This is a genomic window from Rahnella sp. 2050 (genome assembly GCF_040544515.1).
Classification (GTDB): Bacteria; Pseudomonadota; Gammaproteobacteria; order Enterobacterales; family Enterobacteriaceae; genus Rahnella; species Rahnella aceris.
The window spans coordinates 1,297,592-1,311,903 of sequence record NZ_JBEPKE010000001.1 but is presented as its reverse complement, the minus strand read 5'-3'; the positions used below and the strand labels follow the sequence as shown (position 1 = coordinate 1,311,903).

16 protein-coding genes, 1 tRNA gene and 1 pseudogene are annotated in these 14,312 nt (G+C 46.2%); 14 read left to right on the top strand and 4 right to left on the bottom strand.

Annotation, left to right across the window (positions count from 1 at the left end; all coding sequences use genetic code 11):
• Window positions 1-63: 63 nt before the first annotated feature.
• Entirely contained in the window at window positions 64-705 is a 642-nt protein-coding gene (locus ABIC79_RS05735; RefSeq protein WP_052673400.1) for a hypothetical protein, read from the bottom strand.
• A 414-nt stretch (window positions 706-1,119) separates the two neighbouring features.
• Between ABIC79_RS05735 and ABIC79_RS05730 the strand changes: the two genes are divergently transcribed.
• From ABIC79_RS05730 to ABIC79_RS05670, 13 genes and pseudogenes are all read left to right on the top strand, one after another.
• Window positions 1,120-1,338: an AlpA family transcriptional regulator gene (locus ABIC79_RS05730; RefSeq protein WP_072045072.1), complete on the top strand. Its 219-nt coding sequence runs from the start codon at window positions 1,120-1,122 to the stop codon at window positions 1,336-1,338.
• 5 nt (window positions 1,339-1,343) lie between these two features.
• The gene (locus tag ABIC79_RS05725; RefSeq protein WP_354566623.1) at window positions 1,344-2,198 is read left to right on the top strand and encodes a hypothetical protein; all 855 of its coding nucleotides are present in this window, start codon (window positions 1,344-1,346) and stop codon (window positions 2,196-2,198) included.
• An 18-nt stretch (window positions 2,199-2,216) separates the two neighbouring features.
• Window positions 2,217-3,218, top strand: a complete 1,002-nt coding sequence (locus tag ABIC79_RS05720; RefSeq protein WP_354566622.1) for a P2 family phage major capsid protein — start codon at window positions 2,217-2,219, stop codon at window positions 3,216-3,218.
• A 9-nt stretch (window positions 3,219-3,227) separates the two neighbouring features.
• Complete coding sequence (locus tag ABIC79_RS05715; RefSeq protein WP_354566621.1) at window positions 3,228-3,749, top strand: GPO family capsid scaffolding protein; 522 nt, start codon at window positions 3,228-3,230, stop codon at window positions 3,747-3,749.
• 70 nt (window positions 3,750-3,819) lie between these two features.
• Window positions 3,820-4,152, top strand: a pseudogene (locus tag ABIC79_RS05710) (ash family protein); the annotation flags it as partial.
• A gap of 53 nt (window positions 4,153-4,205) precedes the next feature.
• The gene (locus ABIC79_RS05705) at window positions 4,206-4,406 is read left to right on the top strand and encodes a host cell division inhibitor Icd-like protein (protein ID WP_354566667.1); all 201 of its coding nucleotides are present in this window, start codon (window positions 4,206-4,208) and stop codon (window positions 4,404-4,406) included.
• On the top strand, window positions 4,403-4,657 hold the full coding sequence (locus ABIC79_RS05700) for a hypothetical protein (protein WP_354566620.1): 255 nt from the start codon (window positions 4,403-4,405) through the stop codon (window positions 4,655-4,657). The genes ABIC79_RS05705 and ABIC79_RS05700 overlap by 4 nt, the downstream gene beginning before the upstream one ends.
• A complete protein-coding gene (locus ABIC79_RS05695) occupies window positions 4,644-5,057 on the top strand; it encodes a DUF5375 family protein (RefSeq protein ID WP_502947758.1) in 414 nt (137 codons plus the stop codon). Before ABIC79_RS05700 ends, ABIC79_RS05695 begins: the two co-directional genes overlap by 14 nt.
• Window positions 5,054-7,738: a DUF927 domain-containing protein gene (locus ABIC79_RS05690; RefSeq protein ID WP_354566619.1), complete on the top strand. Its 2,685-nt coding sequence runs from the start codon at window positions 5,054-5,056 to the stop codon at window positions 7,736-7,738. Before ABIC79_RS05695 ends, ABIC79_RS05690 begins: the two co-directional genes overlap by 4 nt.
• A gap of 297 nt (window positions 7,739-8,035) precedes the next feature.
• Window positions 8,036-8,362 carry an Ogr/Delta-like zinc finger protein gene (locus ABIC79_RS05685; RefSeq protein WP_354566618.1) on the top strand — a complete coding sequence of 109 codons (327 nt, stop codon included), beginning with the start codon at window positions 8,036-8,038 and terminating at the stop codon, window positions 8,360-8,362.
• 643 nt (window positions 8,363-9,005) lie between these two features.
• Window positions 9,006-9,272 (top strand): CRISPR-associated endonuclease Cas2, encoded by a 267-nt coding sequence (locus tag ABIC79_RS05680; protein WP_354566617.1) that lies wholly within the window; start codon window positions 9,006-9,008, stop codon window positions 9,270-9,272.
• A 36-nt stretch (window positions 9,273-9,308) separates the two neighbouring features.
• Window positions 9,309-10,406, top strand: coding sequence for a hypothetical protein (locus ABIC79_RS05675; protein WP_354566616.1), 1,098 nt, complete (start codon window positions 9,309-9,311; stop codon window positions 10,404-10,406).
• A 16-nt stretch (window positions 10,407-10,422) separates the two neighbouring features.
• The gene (locus ABIC79_RS05670) at window positions 10,423-10,992 is read left to right on the top strand and encodes a hypothetical protein (RefSeq protein ID WP_354566615.1); all 570 of its coding nucleotides are present in this window, start codon (window positions 10,423-10,425) and stop codon (window positions 10,990-10,992) included.
• On the opposite strand, the gene ABIC79_RS05665 is transcribed toward ABIC79_RS05670, so the two are convergent.
• From ABIC79_RS05665 to ABIC79_RS05655, 3 genes are all read right to left on the bottom strand, one after another.
• Window positions 10,989-12,167: a tyrosine-type recombinase/integrase gene (locus tag ABIC79_RS05665; RefSeq protein ID WP_354566614.1), complete on the bottom strand. Its 1,179-nt coding sequence runs from the start codon at window positions 12,165-12,167 to the stop codon at window positions 10,989-10,991. The genes ABIC79_RS05670 and ABIC79_RS05665 overlap by 4 nt on opposite strands.
• 160 nt (window positions 12,168-12,327) lie before the next feature.
• Window positions 12,328-12,402: transfer RNA gene (locus ABIC79_RS05660), tRNA-Arg, on the bottom strand.
• Between the two features lie 90 nt (window positions 12,403-12,492).
• Complete coding sequence (locus tag ABIC79_RS05655) at window positions 12,493-13,410, bottom strand: formate/nitrite transporter family protein (protein ID WP_037036265.1); 918 nt, start codon at window positions 13,408-13,410, stop codon at window positions 12,493-12,495.
• A 248-nt stretch (window positions 13,411-13,658) separates the two neighbouring features.
• Between ABIC79_RS05655 and ccmA the strand changes: the two genes are divergently transcribed.
• The gene (ccmA, locus tag ABIC79_RS05650) at window positions 13,659-14,300 is read left to right on the top strand and encodes a cytochrome c biogenesis heme-transporting ATPase CcmA (protein ID WP_112151228.1); all 642 of its coding nucleotides are present in this window, start codon (window positions 13,659-13,661) and stop codon (window positions 14,298-14,300) included.
• Window positions 14,301-14,312: the final 12 nt, after the last annotated feature.

The window sequence follows — 14,312 nt, the reverse complement described above, 5'->3', positions numbered from 1 at the left end:
AATTGATTTATATGGTTTATGTTAATATCAATTATTTATGTTATACGTATTTCTATACGCTATTTAATTTATTGGATGCAAGATTTCTGATAAGAAGGGAAATTCAAGGACTGCGACAGCATCAATGTTGCGCCTTATCTCTGCTTCATCACTATTATGGCGGCCGAGACTAAGATAAAAGTTTTGCCCCTCATGGACAGCATAAATAATCCAGTGTCCAGTTAATCTCTTTTCTTGAGAGCGTCTTAGGAAGTTTTCTACAACAGCTTCATGCGCGATTCGCCCTGCATCCTCAGGCGTAAAGTACCTTTCCTGTCCAGAACTCATCACCTCATTTACGTCAGCTTCCAATTTAGGCAGGCCATAATTACGTAACGCACCAATTAAGTTGATTGCCATATCAGATACGCTGCTACCCACGTAATGCTTGTGCCACAACCCTTTCAGATAAACCTTTTTGTCGAACATTGTTGCTGGTTTGGTACTGCTTTGCCCTCTACGAGATAAACCTTCAAGGTGAAGAATCTCATCACCGATTTTGAATGGGTTTTCAGCCCTAGACATGTACGTGCCATAAATCTGCATGATAAAGATCAGGCTACATCTATCTAACATTTCTTCAGTAATGCCAATACTGAGGCATACATCAAAAATTTCATCTCTTTTATCTTTACCCCCAATTAGGATCTTTTCATAGCGTTTCATAAATGACTTCCAGATGTTGAAAGATTAAATAATATACTCACTACCATGAGTAATCCAACTTTGCTTAGTATCAATGTTGAGGATGGGTTAGGAAAATTTCTTGTGATTATCTTATTTTTATATATTTACAAATCTTTACGTTAGAATTTACCCTCTTACCACCACTCACCACTATTCCCCATCGGTCAGGAAATACTAAAAGAAACTAACGAATACTAAGAGATACTAATGAATATTGCGGAGCACCCTTAATAAGCATTCCTCACCCTTCAAAACATTTAATTGTCAATATTAAATTGCCAATTCACTTTAACCATCTCATATTTACAACTCTAAATTATGATGGCAGTCTTAGCGCATCCGACAACATCTGAGAATGTCCAATATTAATTTATCATCTAACTAGGGAGAGTCATGTCTATAAATACTGTAAACGAAATTCAATCTAACTCATTAAGATTAATAAGGCTCTCTTCTGTAATTAGCGCTACAGGCTTGCCAAGGTCAACACTCTACAAAATGATGAAGTGTGAAAAATTCCCCAAGAACGTAATGATTGGAGAACGCTCTGTTGCGTGGGTTGAAAGTGAAATCGAAGATTGGATTAAAGAAAATATTAAAAGAAGGAGTTAGTTATAATGGGTAGTGAAGATTTAATTTTTTGTAAAGATAGCAATATTGATCAAGTGCTTAACTATAAATCTATTACTTTCAGTGAAGGGCACTCTGATGGTGGTTATGCTATTCGATCTATAGAGATTAAGCGCTTTAATGAAATAAAATCACTGCGTGAGGAATTTAAAAAATTGACAGGGTATGAGGTTCCTTATACTGAGTGTAATGCTTCAGAAATGAATCTATTAGTAGAGCGCGGGTTAAGTGTCATTAATACAGCTAATAAAGCTTATAAAGATGCTTTGGCTGATGCAAAAAGTATTGATGACGATATTGCCCAAGCCCATAAAGGTAAACGTAGCGGACTTGGTGGCTATGAAAGCTTACGAGCTTATCTGCAGGATCTCGAATACAGAAAAGACCGTATCGATGGGTATATTGCATCTGCCGACAAGCTATTAAATGAGCGTCGAGAGCTTTTAGGCATGTTACGCAAGCAGGCTGAGGTACTATCTGCGAACAATGCGCCTGGTCTGATGCCGGTAATTCTTACGCGAATACCTATGGAATATCTTAAAGGATGTCCGATCAAAGAATCTTACTTTAATAAGTCAGATAGTCCAATTTTATATGCTTGGAAAGAGCTGGATATGCTGGAGACAGCATTGCGAAAAATTATTTCATTATGCACTATACCTACAAGTAAATATGAAATAGCTAATGGTGGAGAAAGTAAGGCTCGATATTATCGTGAATACTTCAGCAATCTAAATGCCGAGCTACGTCAAAGAATGACGGCCATTGATTATGTAAATAGTAAATGTCTGCATGATCAGCGCATGCATAGAAAAACACACATGATGAATTCATCAATTTGAAATAATAAGGTATAAGACATGGCAGTACATTTAATTCCTGATATGGCGAAGCAGTTTCATCAACTTTTCACTCGAGGTGCAGAATATTTCAGTAATAATAAAGAAGGGGAATTTACCATATCGACTCCCTCCGAAAATTCTTTGCATATAGCGATGTTAGAATCAGGTTGGATGATGGGAAGTATTACTCTGCGTGATATTGATAGTTCTACCGGGCAAGCTATTGAGATTGGTGATAACTCGTTGCATTCAGGGCGAGCGTTATCAGGGCGTTTTAAAAAGAAACTAACTGTTAATGGCACGCCTTTTGAATTAGTTGAAACAGATTCCTGTGTTTCATTATCTTACGAACAATTGGGGCAGCTCGCTAACATCAATAGCTTTGATAAATTTGTAAGCCTTCTCTCTGATTTTTTTGGTCGTGCTGTTTCTTTAGATATGCTGCGGATTGGGTTTAACGGTGAATATGCCGGACTGCCTACTAATCCCATTGAGAACCCTAAAGGGGAGGATATTAATACCGGCTGGCATGCTATAGCACGAGAGTTTAATAACGGCTCCCAGGTCATCACTGAAAAATTTAGCCTGGGCGAAGGTGGCGACTATCCGCATCTGGATGCTCTGGCTAATCAGCTTATCAAAGATAAAATCCCTGAAGCCTTCCGGGAAGATCCGCGCCTGGTGGTTTTGGTCGGTGCCGAACTGGCAGCAAAAGAACGTCTGCGTTTGTTTAATGCCGCAGATCGCTCACTTTCCGATACTGCTGCGGCGCAGTTGCTGACCAGCTCTATTGCAGGGCGCTTTGCTTTTGTTCCGCCATTCATGCCTGGTAAACGTCTGGCTGTTACAACGCTGGAAAATCTTCATATCTACACGCAGAAAGGCTCACGCCGCTTCCGCGCTGAGTTTGTGGATGATTCAGCTGAGTATCAGCACGCCTATCTGCGCAATGAAGGCTATGCACTGGGCAATGGATTTTTGTATGCGGCGGCGGATGAAAACGCCATCACGCTGCTGTAGGGGCTAACAATGGAATATTCACCGGTGTCGACGGGGTGGGTGTGTGTGGCTACAGAAGGGGACACAATGGATGGGCGTAAAATAGAACCCTCCTGGATCACTGATTTGGCTGAAACGTACAATCCTAAGTTATATACCGCATTAATTTGGGAAGAACATAATCGTGATCTAGATAATTTGGGTGAAGTCTTGGAAGCGCGTAGTGAGACTTCCGCAGGGTTGAAGAAGCTGTATGTCAGAATTAGACCTACAGCAAAGCTAATGAGCTACAACGAACATGGGCAGAAGTTGTTTTGTTCGATAGAAGTTAAAGACGATTTTCCGGACGTTGGTCGTTTTTATCTCAGTGGATTAGCTGTGACTGATAGTCCAGCAAGTATTGGAACCGATCGACTAAAGTTTAGTGTTAATAAACGTTATTTTTCCCGTTTTGATGCCCAGACGCTTATTAGTAACCCTATAGTATTCTCTTTGAAAGATAGTATTACCATGGCCGGTAAAGGCTGGGTTTCTGCAATTTCAAACAATTGATTATATTTCATTTATCTTACCACCCGGTTGAATAAGATCGGGTTAGATAACTATTTTTCGGAAATGACTAATGAATATATTTAAGCAGAAGAATTGGTTTGCAACTAATGCTGTAGAGTTTTCTTTTAACTTTGTAGGCAACAAAAATAGTTTGCCTACAAAGATCTTCTCACGTTATAGTTTTGTTGCTGCCGCAAAATCGGCAGTCGGGCGTAGGAACCCGAATAAGTTACAGGCGACATACGACGCGCCAAGCGTCTTTTTTTGTGTCGTAGCCTCAGTGCACCTGTTTTTTGCGGGCTTGATCCGCGTAGAATCTATGGTGGGCTGGGCGGGGCTGACTTCGGTCAGGCCGGTATCCTGTAACGCCGGTATTCCTACCCCCGTCCAGCTCACCACCCAAGAGTGTAGGAACTCCCGTGGTGAGATTTCATCTCAGTTACAGGAGGTTGCCGTATGGCTTCTGCCCCTCAGTTTGTTTGCCCGCAATTCACTTATCTGTTCCTGGCCGTTCGCCGCGCTGACCTTTGCGCCGTACCTTGCCGCCTCAAAGTCACAGCATCTTCTGAACGGTATGCCCGGCGTGCGCTTGCCAAAGACTTTGTCCTGGCCTTCGCTGGCCGCCTGCCCTGTACAACGCAGGAGGCACGCCCATGAGCAATAAAACCCAAAACGTTTTTCCCTATGCCTTCTCAAATGAAGGTCATGACAAAATTCTTAGAGCACATCAGGCATCCGCCTGTCTGGCCGAGTTGTTGGCACTGGCCGCCAGTAACACGCAGTCGAGCATTTCCCTGCAAGGCATGGCCGCCCTTTTTGAGAGCCTGGCGGATCAGCTGGACGGGGCGATCGGATGCAGTGAAATGTTTCAAGGTGAAGTCAAAATGGGGGAAAATGATGTTGAATAAAACCCGGTTAACCTCGGCTGAATTTCGTGCGGCCTTATTACGGCATTATATTTCCCAGGCGTTTATTTCCCTGATGGTCTCTAAACATAGCGATGCGGTATTTATTAGCGACGGTGAAAGTATTCCTCTTAGCCTGGATAAGGTTGCAGCCAATATTATTTATCATATTGAGCATCCGTTTATTCAAAAGCTGGGCGCAATTGAAGGCGGGCGTTTAGCCGCGCAGGAATTAAATAAGATGCTCAAGCCGGGATTTATGAGCGAAGCCATGCAGCTTTCTTGTTACGGCACGATGCGCCTGGGCAGGGTTTATCAAGACATTATTTACGGTGCGCCGGACGGCGAATTTCCCGCAGGCAGTTGCATCATGGATGAACAGGACGGGGAGGCAACGCTATGAGTCACAAGCCGGTATCAGAGGCGATCAGCGCCGCGAAAGGCCGCTGGCCACATATACTTCCTGCGATGGGTATCACCGTTCCGGCCAATGGCCAGCACGGAGCCTGTCCGAAATGCGGCGGGAAGGATCGCTTTCGCTTTGATGATAAGGACGGGCGCGGCACCTGGATTTGTTCGCAGTGTGAACACGGCGACGGGCTGGACTTAGTGCGGCTGGTCAGCGGGACGACTGCGGCGGAAGCCGCCAAAGAAGTGGCGGCGGCGTTGGCGATGGCCTCAGCGTCATTATCGACAAACACGCCCGCCAGAAAAGAAGCCTCCCCGGAGCAAAAGCGGGCGACGTGCCTGAAAGCGTATCGTGCGCTGCTGGGTCAGTGCGTTCAGGGCGAAAGTGAATATCTGAAAGGGAAGGGATTAGACAACACCGAGGGAATGCTTACTCAGGTCATGAAGCCGTTCGGGGGCGTGGAGTTTATCCCCGGCTCTCTTTTGCTGCCCTTAACCGATGCGCAGGGGCTGCAAACCGGCGCACAGCTTATTCACCCCAACGGTGATAAACGGCTGTTACCCCATTCCGCGCTGGCCGGCTCATTCATCAGCGTGGTTGAACCGGGCGATATCGCCCCGGAGCAGGTGACGATCACGGAAGGGTTTGCGACGGCGCTCACCGTGTCCAGGTTGACGGACGGGGTTTGCGTGGCTGCCGTCTCGGCAAACAACCTGCTTAACGTGGCGCAGGCAGTGCGTGAAAAGTGGCCGGAGGCGCGGATCATCATTGCCGGGGATAACGACTTTGACGACGGCAAGGAAAACACCGGCAAGCTGTGCGCACAAAAGGCGGCTAAGGCGGTCAATGGCTGGGTGACGGTGCCGCCCACGAGGCATAAGGCCGACTGGGACGATTTCCGCCAGGAGCACGGCATGGATCGCGCCAAAGAAGCTTTTAAAGAAGAACTTGTGCTGTTTGGTAAAGGCAAAACCAAGTTGCCCCAGGGATTCCGCCTGACGCAGGAATACCTGTGGTACGACAAACAGGTGCAGAAGTCCGACGGTGACACGGAGATCCGCAACATCAAGCTGTGCAGCCCGGTGCGCGTCACGGCCATCACCTGCGACGAAGATGGCAGTAACTACGGCCGCCTGCTGGAGTGGGAGGATACCAACGGGATCAGCCGAAAATGGGCAATGCCGATGGAAATGCTGGCCAGTGCCGGGGAAGAGCTGCGCCGCACGTTGCTGGTTAACGGACTGTCGTACATCAATATTAACGGCCAGGCGCGTGCGCACCTGATGGAATACATCTCTCTGTGCAAGCCAGAGCGTAAAGTCACCTGCGTGACCAAAACCGGGTGGCACGGTTCGGTGTACGTTCTCCAGGATGAAGTGATCGGCGTCGGTTCAGAATCCGTTATTTTGCAGACCTCAAGCGTTCAGGGGCGGGATTTCAGAACGGCGGGCACGTTGGAAGACTGGCGGGATCAGGTTTCCCGCTACTGCGTTGGCAACGGGCGTGTGGCCTTTGCCGTGAGTCTGGCATTCGCTGCGCCGCTGCTGAAATTGGTGGGCGTTGGCGGGGGCGGATATCACCTCAAGGGGGAATCTACCGACGGTAAAACCACCACCATGAAGGTGGCCGCGTCAGTGTGCGGCGGGGCTGATTTCTGGCACACCTGGCGTGCCACCGGCAACGCACTGGAAGGCACCGCCAGCCGCCGAAACGACGCCACGCTAATGTTGGATGAAATTCGGGAAGTAGACGGCAGAGAGGCGGGGAACATTGCCTACATGTTGGCGAACGGCCAGGGTAAAGCGCGGGCGAGAACGGACGGCAGCGTGCGGGAAACTAACCGCTGGTGCCTGCTGTTCCTGTCCACCGGCGAGCTTTCCCTGGTCGAACACGCCGCCAACGTGGGGGAAAAGACCTACGCCGGGGTTGAGGTGCGGATGATCCAAATCCCCAGCGACACCGGCAAGCACGGCGTTTTTGAGGAGTTGCACGGTTTTGCTGGCGGCAAGGCGCTGGCCGAACATCTTGAGCAGTCCGTGATGCTGAGCCACGGTGCGCCGTTCAGGGAGTGGCTGCGCTGCCTAACGGCCGATCTTCCGGGCATGACCAGCAAGGCCAAGGCCATGCTGAAAGAGTTTACCCGCAGGCTGACGCCCGACAACGCCGGGAACCAGGTCGGACGCGCGGTGACGCGCTTTGCGCTGGTGGCGATGGCGGGCGAGTTGGCCACCGAGGCGGGGATCACCGGCTGGCAACCCGGAGAGGCCTACAACGCCGCCAAAAGCTGTCTGGATGCGTGGATGTATGACCGTGGCCATACGGCGAACCAGGAGGACGCCGCCGCGCTGGAGCAGGTCAGGGACTTCATGACGCGCAACCAGTACAGCCGCTTTGCCGACTGGCACGACTCACACAGCCGCCCGGCCAATATGGTGGGCTTTCGCCGCGTAGAGAAGGGCAGCGGCCAGGAGGAAACGGTGACCACCTTCTACGTGCTGCCTACTGGCTGGAAGGAGGTCACCAAGGGCTTTGATGCCAAGAAGGTGGCCAGGCTGTGCGCGACGGCGGGTTATCTCGACGTGCCGGAGGAGGAAGCTAGAACCCAGAAAAGCCTCCGCCTGCCAGAGATGGGGGTTAAACGGGTCTATCAGCTCAACAGCACCGTCTTAGGATAATACTCTCGCACGAGTCTTATTTATAACTGGTAACAGAGGTAACACTGGTTACAGCCACTTACGGCAAGGCCTCGGCCTGTTACCAGTAAAAAAGGGTCACTGGTAACACTGGTAACAAAGTGCAGAGCGTTACCAGTGGTTACCAGTAATAAACAGGACGAGGTAACGGAATATCTATATACAAAACAGGGGTGTAACCAGTGTTACCACTGTTACCAGTCAAAAACGATAAAGCAAACATGAAACCCTGGCTTGAGGCTTCTTTCTGGCGGGCTGGGGTTAGAAGGATAAAATAGGATGCGAGTATTCAAAGTGATATGCCCGGAGTGTGATGCTGCGGCCGTAATCAAAAAGACGCACCGTAAACATAAGCATTTTGCTGACCTCTACTGTTCCTGTTCGGATCCGGAATGTGGTCACACCTTTGTGATGAATATGACTTTCTCGCATACCCTAAGCCCAAGCGGCAGGACGTACAACCGCATAGTAAAGGATATTGCTGACAACATTGCGCCCGCACAGCGCGAAGAAATAGCGGCTTTTCTGACGAACTCAGCAAAAGAAACGTGGGAAGAAGAACGACGAAACAGTGAGACAAAAAGTACGGTAGTTCGCCGAAGTTAATCCGGTGAGCGAAATACTCAAACGCGGACTCACAGGTTTTTAGCCTTACATTTTTTTCAGTTTTGATTTTCATCCCTTGTGCTACCAGGCCGCGTGGTGCAAGGGTTCTCACGTTTTACCCACCTCGCACACCATTATCTTTTCCTTAACTCATTTCCACGTAAAATATAAAAGTTGTTTTTAAACATATGGTTGACCGGCATTCAGCAAGATAGCCAGAACTTTAAAACTGAAAAATTCTGAAATTCGTTTCAATCTTTTCATTTTGAGTTCAGCGAGAGAACCCCAGGCGCGGCGCGGTCTGGGGTATCGGTTTGTAGAAAATGAAAACTGAAAAAATTATGCATTACAAAAACCGCAGGCGGGTGCGGTGTAGTGCAATTTTCGTCATTTTTTCATTTTTTAGGAAAGAAGCTGACCTTTATAAAAATAAGTTGCTTTCTCTCAATGACAATTCTTACACCGATTAAGCAACTTGCTTTTTTCGATATGACCGAAATGTTATTGCCTATCCTATTGAATGTGTTGAATAAAAAATAACCTGGGGCTTTGGTTGTGAATAGTTTATCTAAAATACTTTACGCTAACGTAAACTTGGTTTATGTTTATTTCTAAAAGTTTCCAGGTTTAAGAGGATGTAATAATGCCAACTTATATTATTTCTTATGATCTCAGGAAGCCCGGAAGAAATTATGATGAACTCTATAAAGCAATAAAAAACTATCCTAATTGGGCTAAAGTCAATGAGTCGGTTTGGGCTGTTGTTTCAGCAGGTTCTGCTGTTCAAGTCAGAGACTTTATTATGAAATATGTTGATGCAAATGACAGCGTTTTTGTCATTAAATCAGGATTAGAAGCTGCTTGGCATAATACGATTTGTGAATCGGCTTGGTTGAAAAAGAACTTATAAATCCCCTAAGGTTTTATTTAAAAAACTGAGGCAAGAATGAAGCTTGAAGAATGTAACTTAAAGATTTTTGATATTACAAAATTTTGTCTTTCTGATTATAAAGAGAATAAGGAGAGGTTGAGTGATATAAGTAAATTTATCGATCCATTGATAAAGTTTTTAGATAAAAAAACCTTCAAGAACAGCAGGGTTTCTTCGAAGTCAACGAATGAAATATATTGTTATGATATCAAAAAATATGGTGATGATTTTCTGATAGTTTTGTGGAATAGTTATATTGGTAATAATAATAAGGTTTTATCAATTCCGCAAAATGGAAATGTTGGTGATAAGAATACCGTCTCTCATACCAAAGTAGGAAAAAATAGAATCCCAGGGATTCCAGCTTACTACTATGTAGCCACTAAAGAGCGTAAGCTTATCACTTTGGATTTTAAAGGTGCTTCGTCTGAAACAGCTATTCTGATGCAATATATCAAAGACTTTATGCATAATTTTTCAAGCTTTTCTGATCATATTCTAGGAGAAAATGGAAAATTTAGTGGTGGTTATAAAGTTAAAAAATCAGATAAAAACTACTGTTATTTCTCCTTGGAGTTTAAACGTTATATTAATGCATCCGTCGAAAAGGATTTGATCTTAAACTTTAAGAATGTGATAAAAATAATAACAAAAGAAAAAATTACTGTAAGTAGTGGTTCTTCCCAGTCTCTATTGAATCTGAAGCCCATTATAAAGCTTTTCACAACTCAGTCAGATAAAACGAGTATTGATTCAACAGTAAGAATGCAGGTTGATGTTGCATTTGATAGCTCAACACAGCTAAAAGATTACTTAGCAACAATAAAAGGTACGTATGATATTGGTAATGTGAGTTTCGTTATACAAAGGGAAAGAAAACAGGAAATTGTAAATTTAGATAATAGCCAAGCTAAGGAGAAAGTTGTTTTTGAAACTCCAGCTTCTAGGGTTGATGAAATCATTACCTGGCCTTATGATGCAAGTGATATTATAAAGGCACTTAATTTCGATAATCGCATCGATAATTTTATTAAGCTTTCTTGTAGCGGTAAGAATGTCGACGAACAAAATAATGACGATTCTACAATAGAAATATTAAATGCTCAGGCTTAATTGTTGAGGTTTTAAAATGTTTAAATTATTGATGGAAAAAGTTTATAATTGGTCTCCAGTTATTATTTTTATCATCATCTCGGCGCTTGTTTATTTTTTATCAAATAAATTTGAGCTAGTGTTAAGGAATGCTCTAAATAGTGACTCATTAAAGCTGACTAATCTTACAGATACATTGATTAGCGTTGCTTCTATAATATTTGCTATTAGTGGTGCTTGGATTGCTTTGATTTTTCCTAAAGCAATAAAAAATCTCAAGAAAAATAAGGTTAGAGAAATTACATCTGAGGATGAGGAGGCGGCTTTTTACGATATATCAATATGTTCTGTGGTGAGTTTGAGTGTTTTATTTATAGTTGTCATAATAAACTATATTTTATCAGTGGCTGTAATTATGCCTTACAAAATTGATGTGTTTTATTATTCATTTATTGTTGTGTCTTCTCTATATTTTTTGGAGGCAATAGTGGTTTTATGGACTGCGAAAACCACCTTCAAAGTTTTCTCTTCATATAGTATGGCCATAATGAATCGCTCAACTATTGAAAATATTGAGAGTGTGCCTAGAGAGGAAGATGATAATTAATTTTGATTATGTCCTAATAAAAAATCACTGTAATGCTGAATCATTTTTCTACGGCAGTCTAAATACTGCGCATGATTATAAGTTCCACGTATAGAGTTCTTATCAACATGCGCAAGCTGCATCTCAATCCAAGCACTATCAAAACCTTCCTCATGCAAGACAGTGCTCATGGTGTGCCTGAACCCATGTCCTGTGGCTTTGCCATGATATCCGATCAGTTTGAGCACCTTATTAATGCTCCCTTCGCTCATTGGCTTACTGGCATCATTGCGACCAGGGAAAACGAGTTGATATCGCCCTGTAAGCGTTTCTAACTGGCGAAGGATCTCCACTGCCTGCCTGGATAACGGAACCAAGTGAGGGCGCTTCATCTTCATGCGCTCGGTAGGGATCTCCCACAGAGCATTTTCTAAATCAAACTCCTCCCATCTTGCTGCCCTTAATTCGATTGTTCGGGTGCCGGTTAGCATCAGCAACTGCGTGGCCAATTTAGTGATGATGCTGCCTGAGTAGGTATCCAGAGCTTTTATGAAAGCAGGGAGTTCATCCGCCATCAGGAAGGGGTAGTGGTTTCTTTTTGGTGTCTGTAAGGCGCTGGCCAGATCTGGAGCTGGGTTATAGGTAGCGCGGCCAGTAATAACAGCGTAGCGGAATACCTCTCCACAGCGTTGGCGTACTTTACTGGCTAATTCGACCGCTCCCCGGCCTTCAATTTTCTGAAGTACAAGCAGTAACTCTAAAGGTTGGATCCCATCAATAGCCCTTTCACCCAGGAAAGGAAATACATTCAACTCAAGAAGGCGGATCACTGACTGAGCGTAATTCTCTGTCCAGGATGCTTTCTTAGCGGCATGCCATTCCAGAGCAATAGCTTTGAAGGTATTGCCAGCAGCGGACAGCTGAGCAAGTTTACCCGCTTTGCGGGCTTCACTCGGATTTATACCTTTGGCCAGTTGGGATTTGGCTTCTTCACGTCTGGCACGCGCATCTGCTAAAGAAACTGCGGGATACACTCCAAAAGAAATCATTTTTGACTTACCTGCAAAGCGATATCTGAAACGCCAGCCCTTCGCGCCCGAGGTTTCGACGAGCAAAGAAAGCCCATTCCCATCATTAAGGGTGAAGGGTTTTTCGGCTGGTTTGGCGCGTTTTATTTGGATATCACTGAGTGGCATGTGTATAGCTCTCTGCATCGAACCTGAGTTATACGCAATTATATACACAATTGTGCGAGCTTTAACTGCATTTTCTTAGATGTGCTGAGACGTGGTTTTAGTTTATTGATTTGAAATATATAGATTTTTAGACTTTAAGAGACGCAATGAGAAGTAAAAATGGTGTCCCCTACAGGAATCGAACCTGTAACTAGCCCTTAGGAGGGGCTTGTTATATCCGTTTAACTAAGGAGACACGGGCGCCTGTGGAAAGCGCCCGCGTAGTATACCCATTTTTCTCGTAATAATAAGGCATCAGGCTGCCGTTTGGTCGTTTCCTCGCCACTCAGGGCTTCGCGGCCTCTTTTTTCGCAGCTTCTTGCTCCTCTTTCTTCGCTTCAGCTTTCTTCTGATTACTCATGTCATTACGGATCTGCGCGTGGCTTATCAGCGCGAAGATAAAGGTGCCGCCGAAGATGTTGCCGGCCAGTGTCGGCAGGGCGAACGGCCAGATAAATTCGTACCAGGGAATGGCGCCCGAGAACACCAGATACAGCACTTCTACCGATCCGACGACGATGTGCGTCAGGTCGCCAATTGCCACCATGTAGGTCATCAGCATGATCACCCACAGTTTGGCGGTCCCGGCAGAAGGGATCATCCAGACCATGGTGGCAATCAGCCAGCCGGAAACCATACCGCCGACAAACATACCTTCGGGGTCTTTTTTCATGATATCCATGCTGATGGTGCGAAACGCCTCGTCGGTTGCGGTATCGAAAAAGGGCACCAGATGAAACACCAGCGCCGCCAGTCCGCCGCCGATGACGTTACCCGCCAGCACGATGCCCCATAAACGCAGCAACAACAGAATGTTTCTGCCGGTCGGTTTTTGCATGATGGGTAACACGGCAGTAACGGTGTTTTCGGTAAATAACTGCTGGCGCGCCATGATCACAATAATGAACCCGACGGTATAACCGATATTTTCAATGAAGAAACGTTCCGGTGTATCGGGCAGGCGGGCGTGAAGAATGCCTTTTGCCATCAGCGAGGCGCTGATCGACAATCCGGCGGCAATTGCCGACCACAGCAACGCCTGTCCGTCGCGCTCAAGCTCTTTTTCACCTTCCATGCGGATAACTTCGTGAACGGCGGCTGCTTTCGACGGCAAGTTCTCTTCACCGGTCTCGATTTCCTTTCCCTGTGTATGTTCGTCACTGTCAACATCCTTGTCATTGTGATGCTGTTTTTCTCCGGCCATCGTTGTTCCCCAAAAGTAAAGCAAAGTGATTGCAGATATGTTCATGAGTAAGCATAGGCGAGGCAGGTGAATTATGAGCAGGTATACAAAAAAGTTACAAACCGTTAACCCATGAACCTGATGGAACATTTCAGAAGATGTTTGCCGGATTTCAGGCTTTTCAGCCGGGTAAACTGTGCCTCCCTGAGCTGCGTCGCGCCTGACGCCTGTGATATGATGCACACTTGTGAAAAATAAGAGACATCACCATGTTTGAAGCCCTTGATCTGAGCTGTGTTCGTGATGAACGAACCCTGTTTAGCGGCTTAAGTTTCACTATCGAACCGGGCGAAATGGTGCAGATCGAAGGCCGTAACGGTGCCGGTAAAACCAGTTTACTGCGTATTCTTGCCGGGCTGTCCTCTCCGGACGCCGGTGAAGTCCGCTGGCAGGGCGTGAGTACCCGCCGTCAGCGCGATATTTTCCATCAGCAGCTTCTGTACCTCGGCCATCAGCCCGGCGTAAAGTCAGTGCTTACTGCGTTTGAAAACCTTGCCTTTTATCTGTCTGTGAATGGCCCGATGGTCAGAGGTAATGCCAGCGCGGAAGCGATTTATCAGGCGCTGGAAAACGTCGGATTGCTGGGTTATGAAGATGTGACGGTGGGGCAGATGTCCGCCGGGCAGCAACGCCGCGTCGCACTGGCGCGTCTGTGGCTGAGCGATGCGCCGCTATGGATCCTCGATGAACCGCTGACCGCCATTGATAAACAAGGCGTTGCCACACTGATTGCGCTGTTCGAACAGCATGCGCAGCGGGGTGGAATGGTGTTGCTGACAACGCATCAGGATTTGCAGGGTGTTAACCGCGACGTGCGAAAACTTCGTCTGACCAGCGCAGAGCCGGTGTGACGCGAAGGGGAT

What these genes read in the sequence shown, in the direction of transcription:
- ABIC79_RS05720 (WP_354566622.1), top strand. Translation starts at nt 2,217, where the DNA reads ATGGCAGTACATTTAATTCCTGATATGGCGAAGCAGTTTCATCAACTT.
- ABIC79_RS05665 (WP_354566614.1), bottom strand. Translation starts at nt 12,167, where the DNA reads ATGCCACTCAGTGATATCCAAATAAAACGCGCCAAACCAGCCGAAAAA.
- ABIC79_RS05655 (WP_037036265.1), bottom strand. Translation starts at nt 13,410, where the DNA reads ATGGCCGGAGAAAAACAGCATCACAATGACAAGGATGTTGACAGTGAC.
- ABIC79_RS05690 (WP_354566619.1), top strand. Translation starts at nt 5,054, where the DNA reads ATGAGTCACAAGCCGGTATCAGAGGCGATCAGCGCCGCGAAAGGCCGC.
- ABIC79_RS05725 (WP_354566623.1), top strand. Translation starts at nt 1,344, where the DNA reads ATGGGTAGTGAAGATTTAATTTTTTGTAAAGATAGCAATATTGATCAA.
- ABIC79_RS05670 (WP_354566615.1), top strand. Translation starts at nt 10,423, where the DNA reads ATGTTTAAATTATTGATGGAAAAAGTTTATAATTGGTCTCCAGTTATT.
- ABIC79_RS05680 (WP_354566617.1), top strand. Translation starts at nt 9,006, where the DNA reads ATGCCAACTTATATTATTTCTTATGATCTCAGGAAGCCCGGAAGAAAT.
- ABIC79_RS05730 (WP_072045072.1), top strand. Translation starts at nt 1,120, where the DNA reads ATGTCTATAAATACTGTAAACGAAATTCAATCTAACTCATTAAGATTA.
- ABIC79_RS05715 (WP_354566621.1), top strand. Translation starts at nt 3,228, where the DNA reads ATGGAATATTCACCGGTGTCGACGGGGTGGGTGTGTGTGGCTACAGAA.
- ABIC79_RS05735 (WP_052673400.1), bottom strand. Translation starts at nt 705, where the DNA reads ATGAAACGCTATGAAAAGATCCTAATTGGGGGTAAAGATAAAAGAGAT.
- ABIC79_RS05685 (WP_354566618.1), top strand. Translation starts at nt 8,036, where the DNA reads ATGCGAGTATTCAAAGTGATATGCCCGGAGTGTGATGCTGCGGCCGTA.
- ccmA (WP_112151228.1), top strand. Translation starts at nt 13,659, where the DNA reads ATGTTTGAAGCCCTTGATCTGAGCTGTGTTCGTGATGAACGAACCCTG.
- ABIC79_RS05675 (WP_354566616.1), top strand. Translation starts at nt 9,309, where the DNA reads ATGAAGCTTGAAGAATGTAACTTAAAGATTTTTGATATTACAAAATTT.
- ABIC79_RS05700 (WP_354566620.1), top strand. Translation starts at nt 4,403, where the DNA reads ATGAGCAATAAAACCCAAAACGTTTTTCCCTATGCCTTCTCAAATGAA.
- ABIC79_RS05695 (WP_502947758.1), top strand. Translation starts at nt 4,644, where the DNA reads ATGATGTTGAATAAAACCCGGTTAACCTCGGCTGAATTTCGTGCGGCC.
- ABIC79_RS05705 (WP_354566667.1), top strand. Translation starts at nt 4,206, where the DNA reads ATGGCTTCTGCCCCTCAGTTTGTTTGCCCGCAATTCACTTATCTGTTC.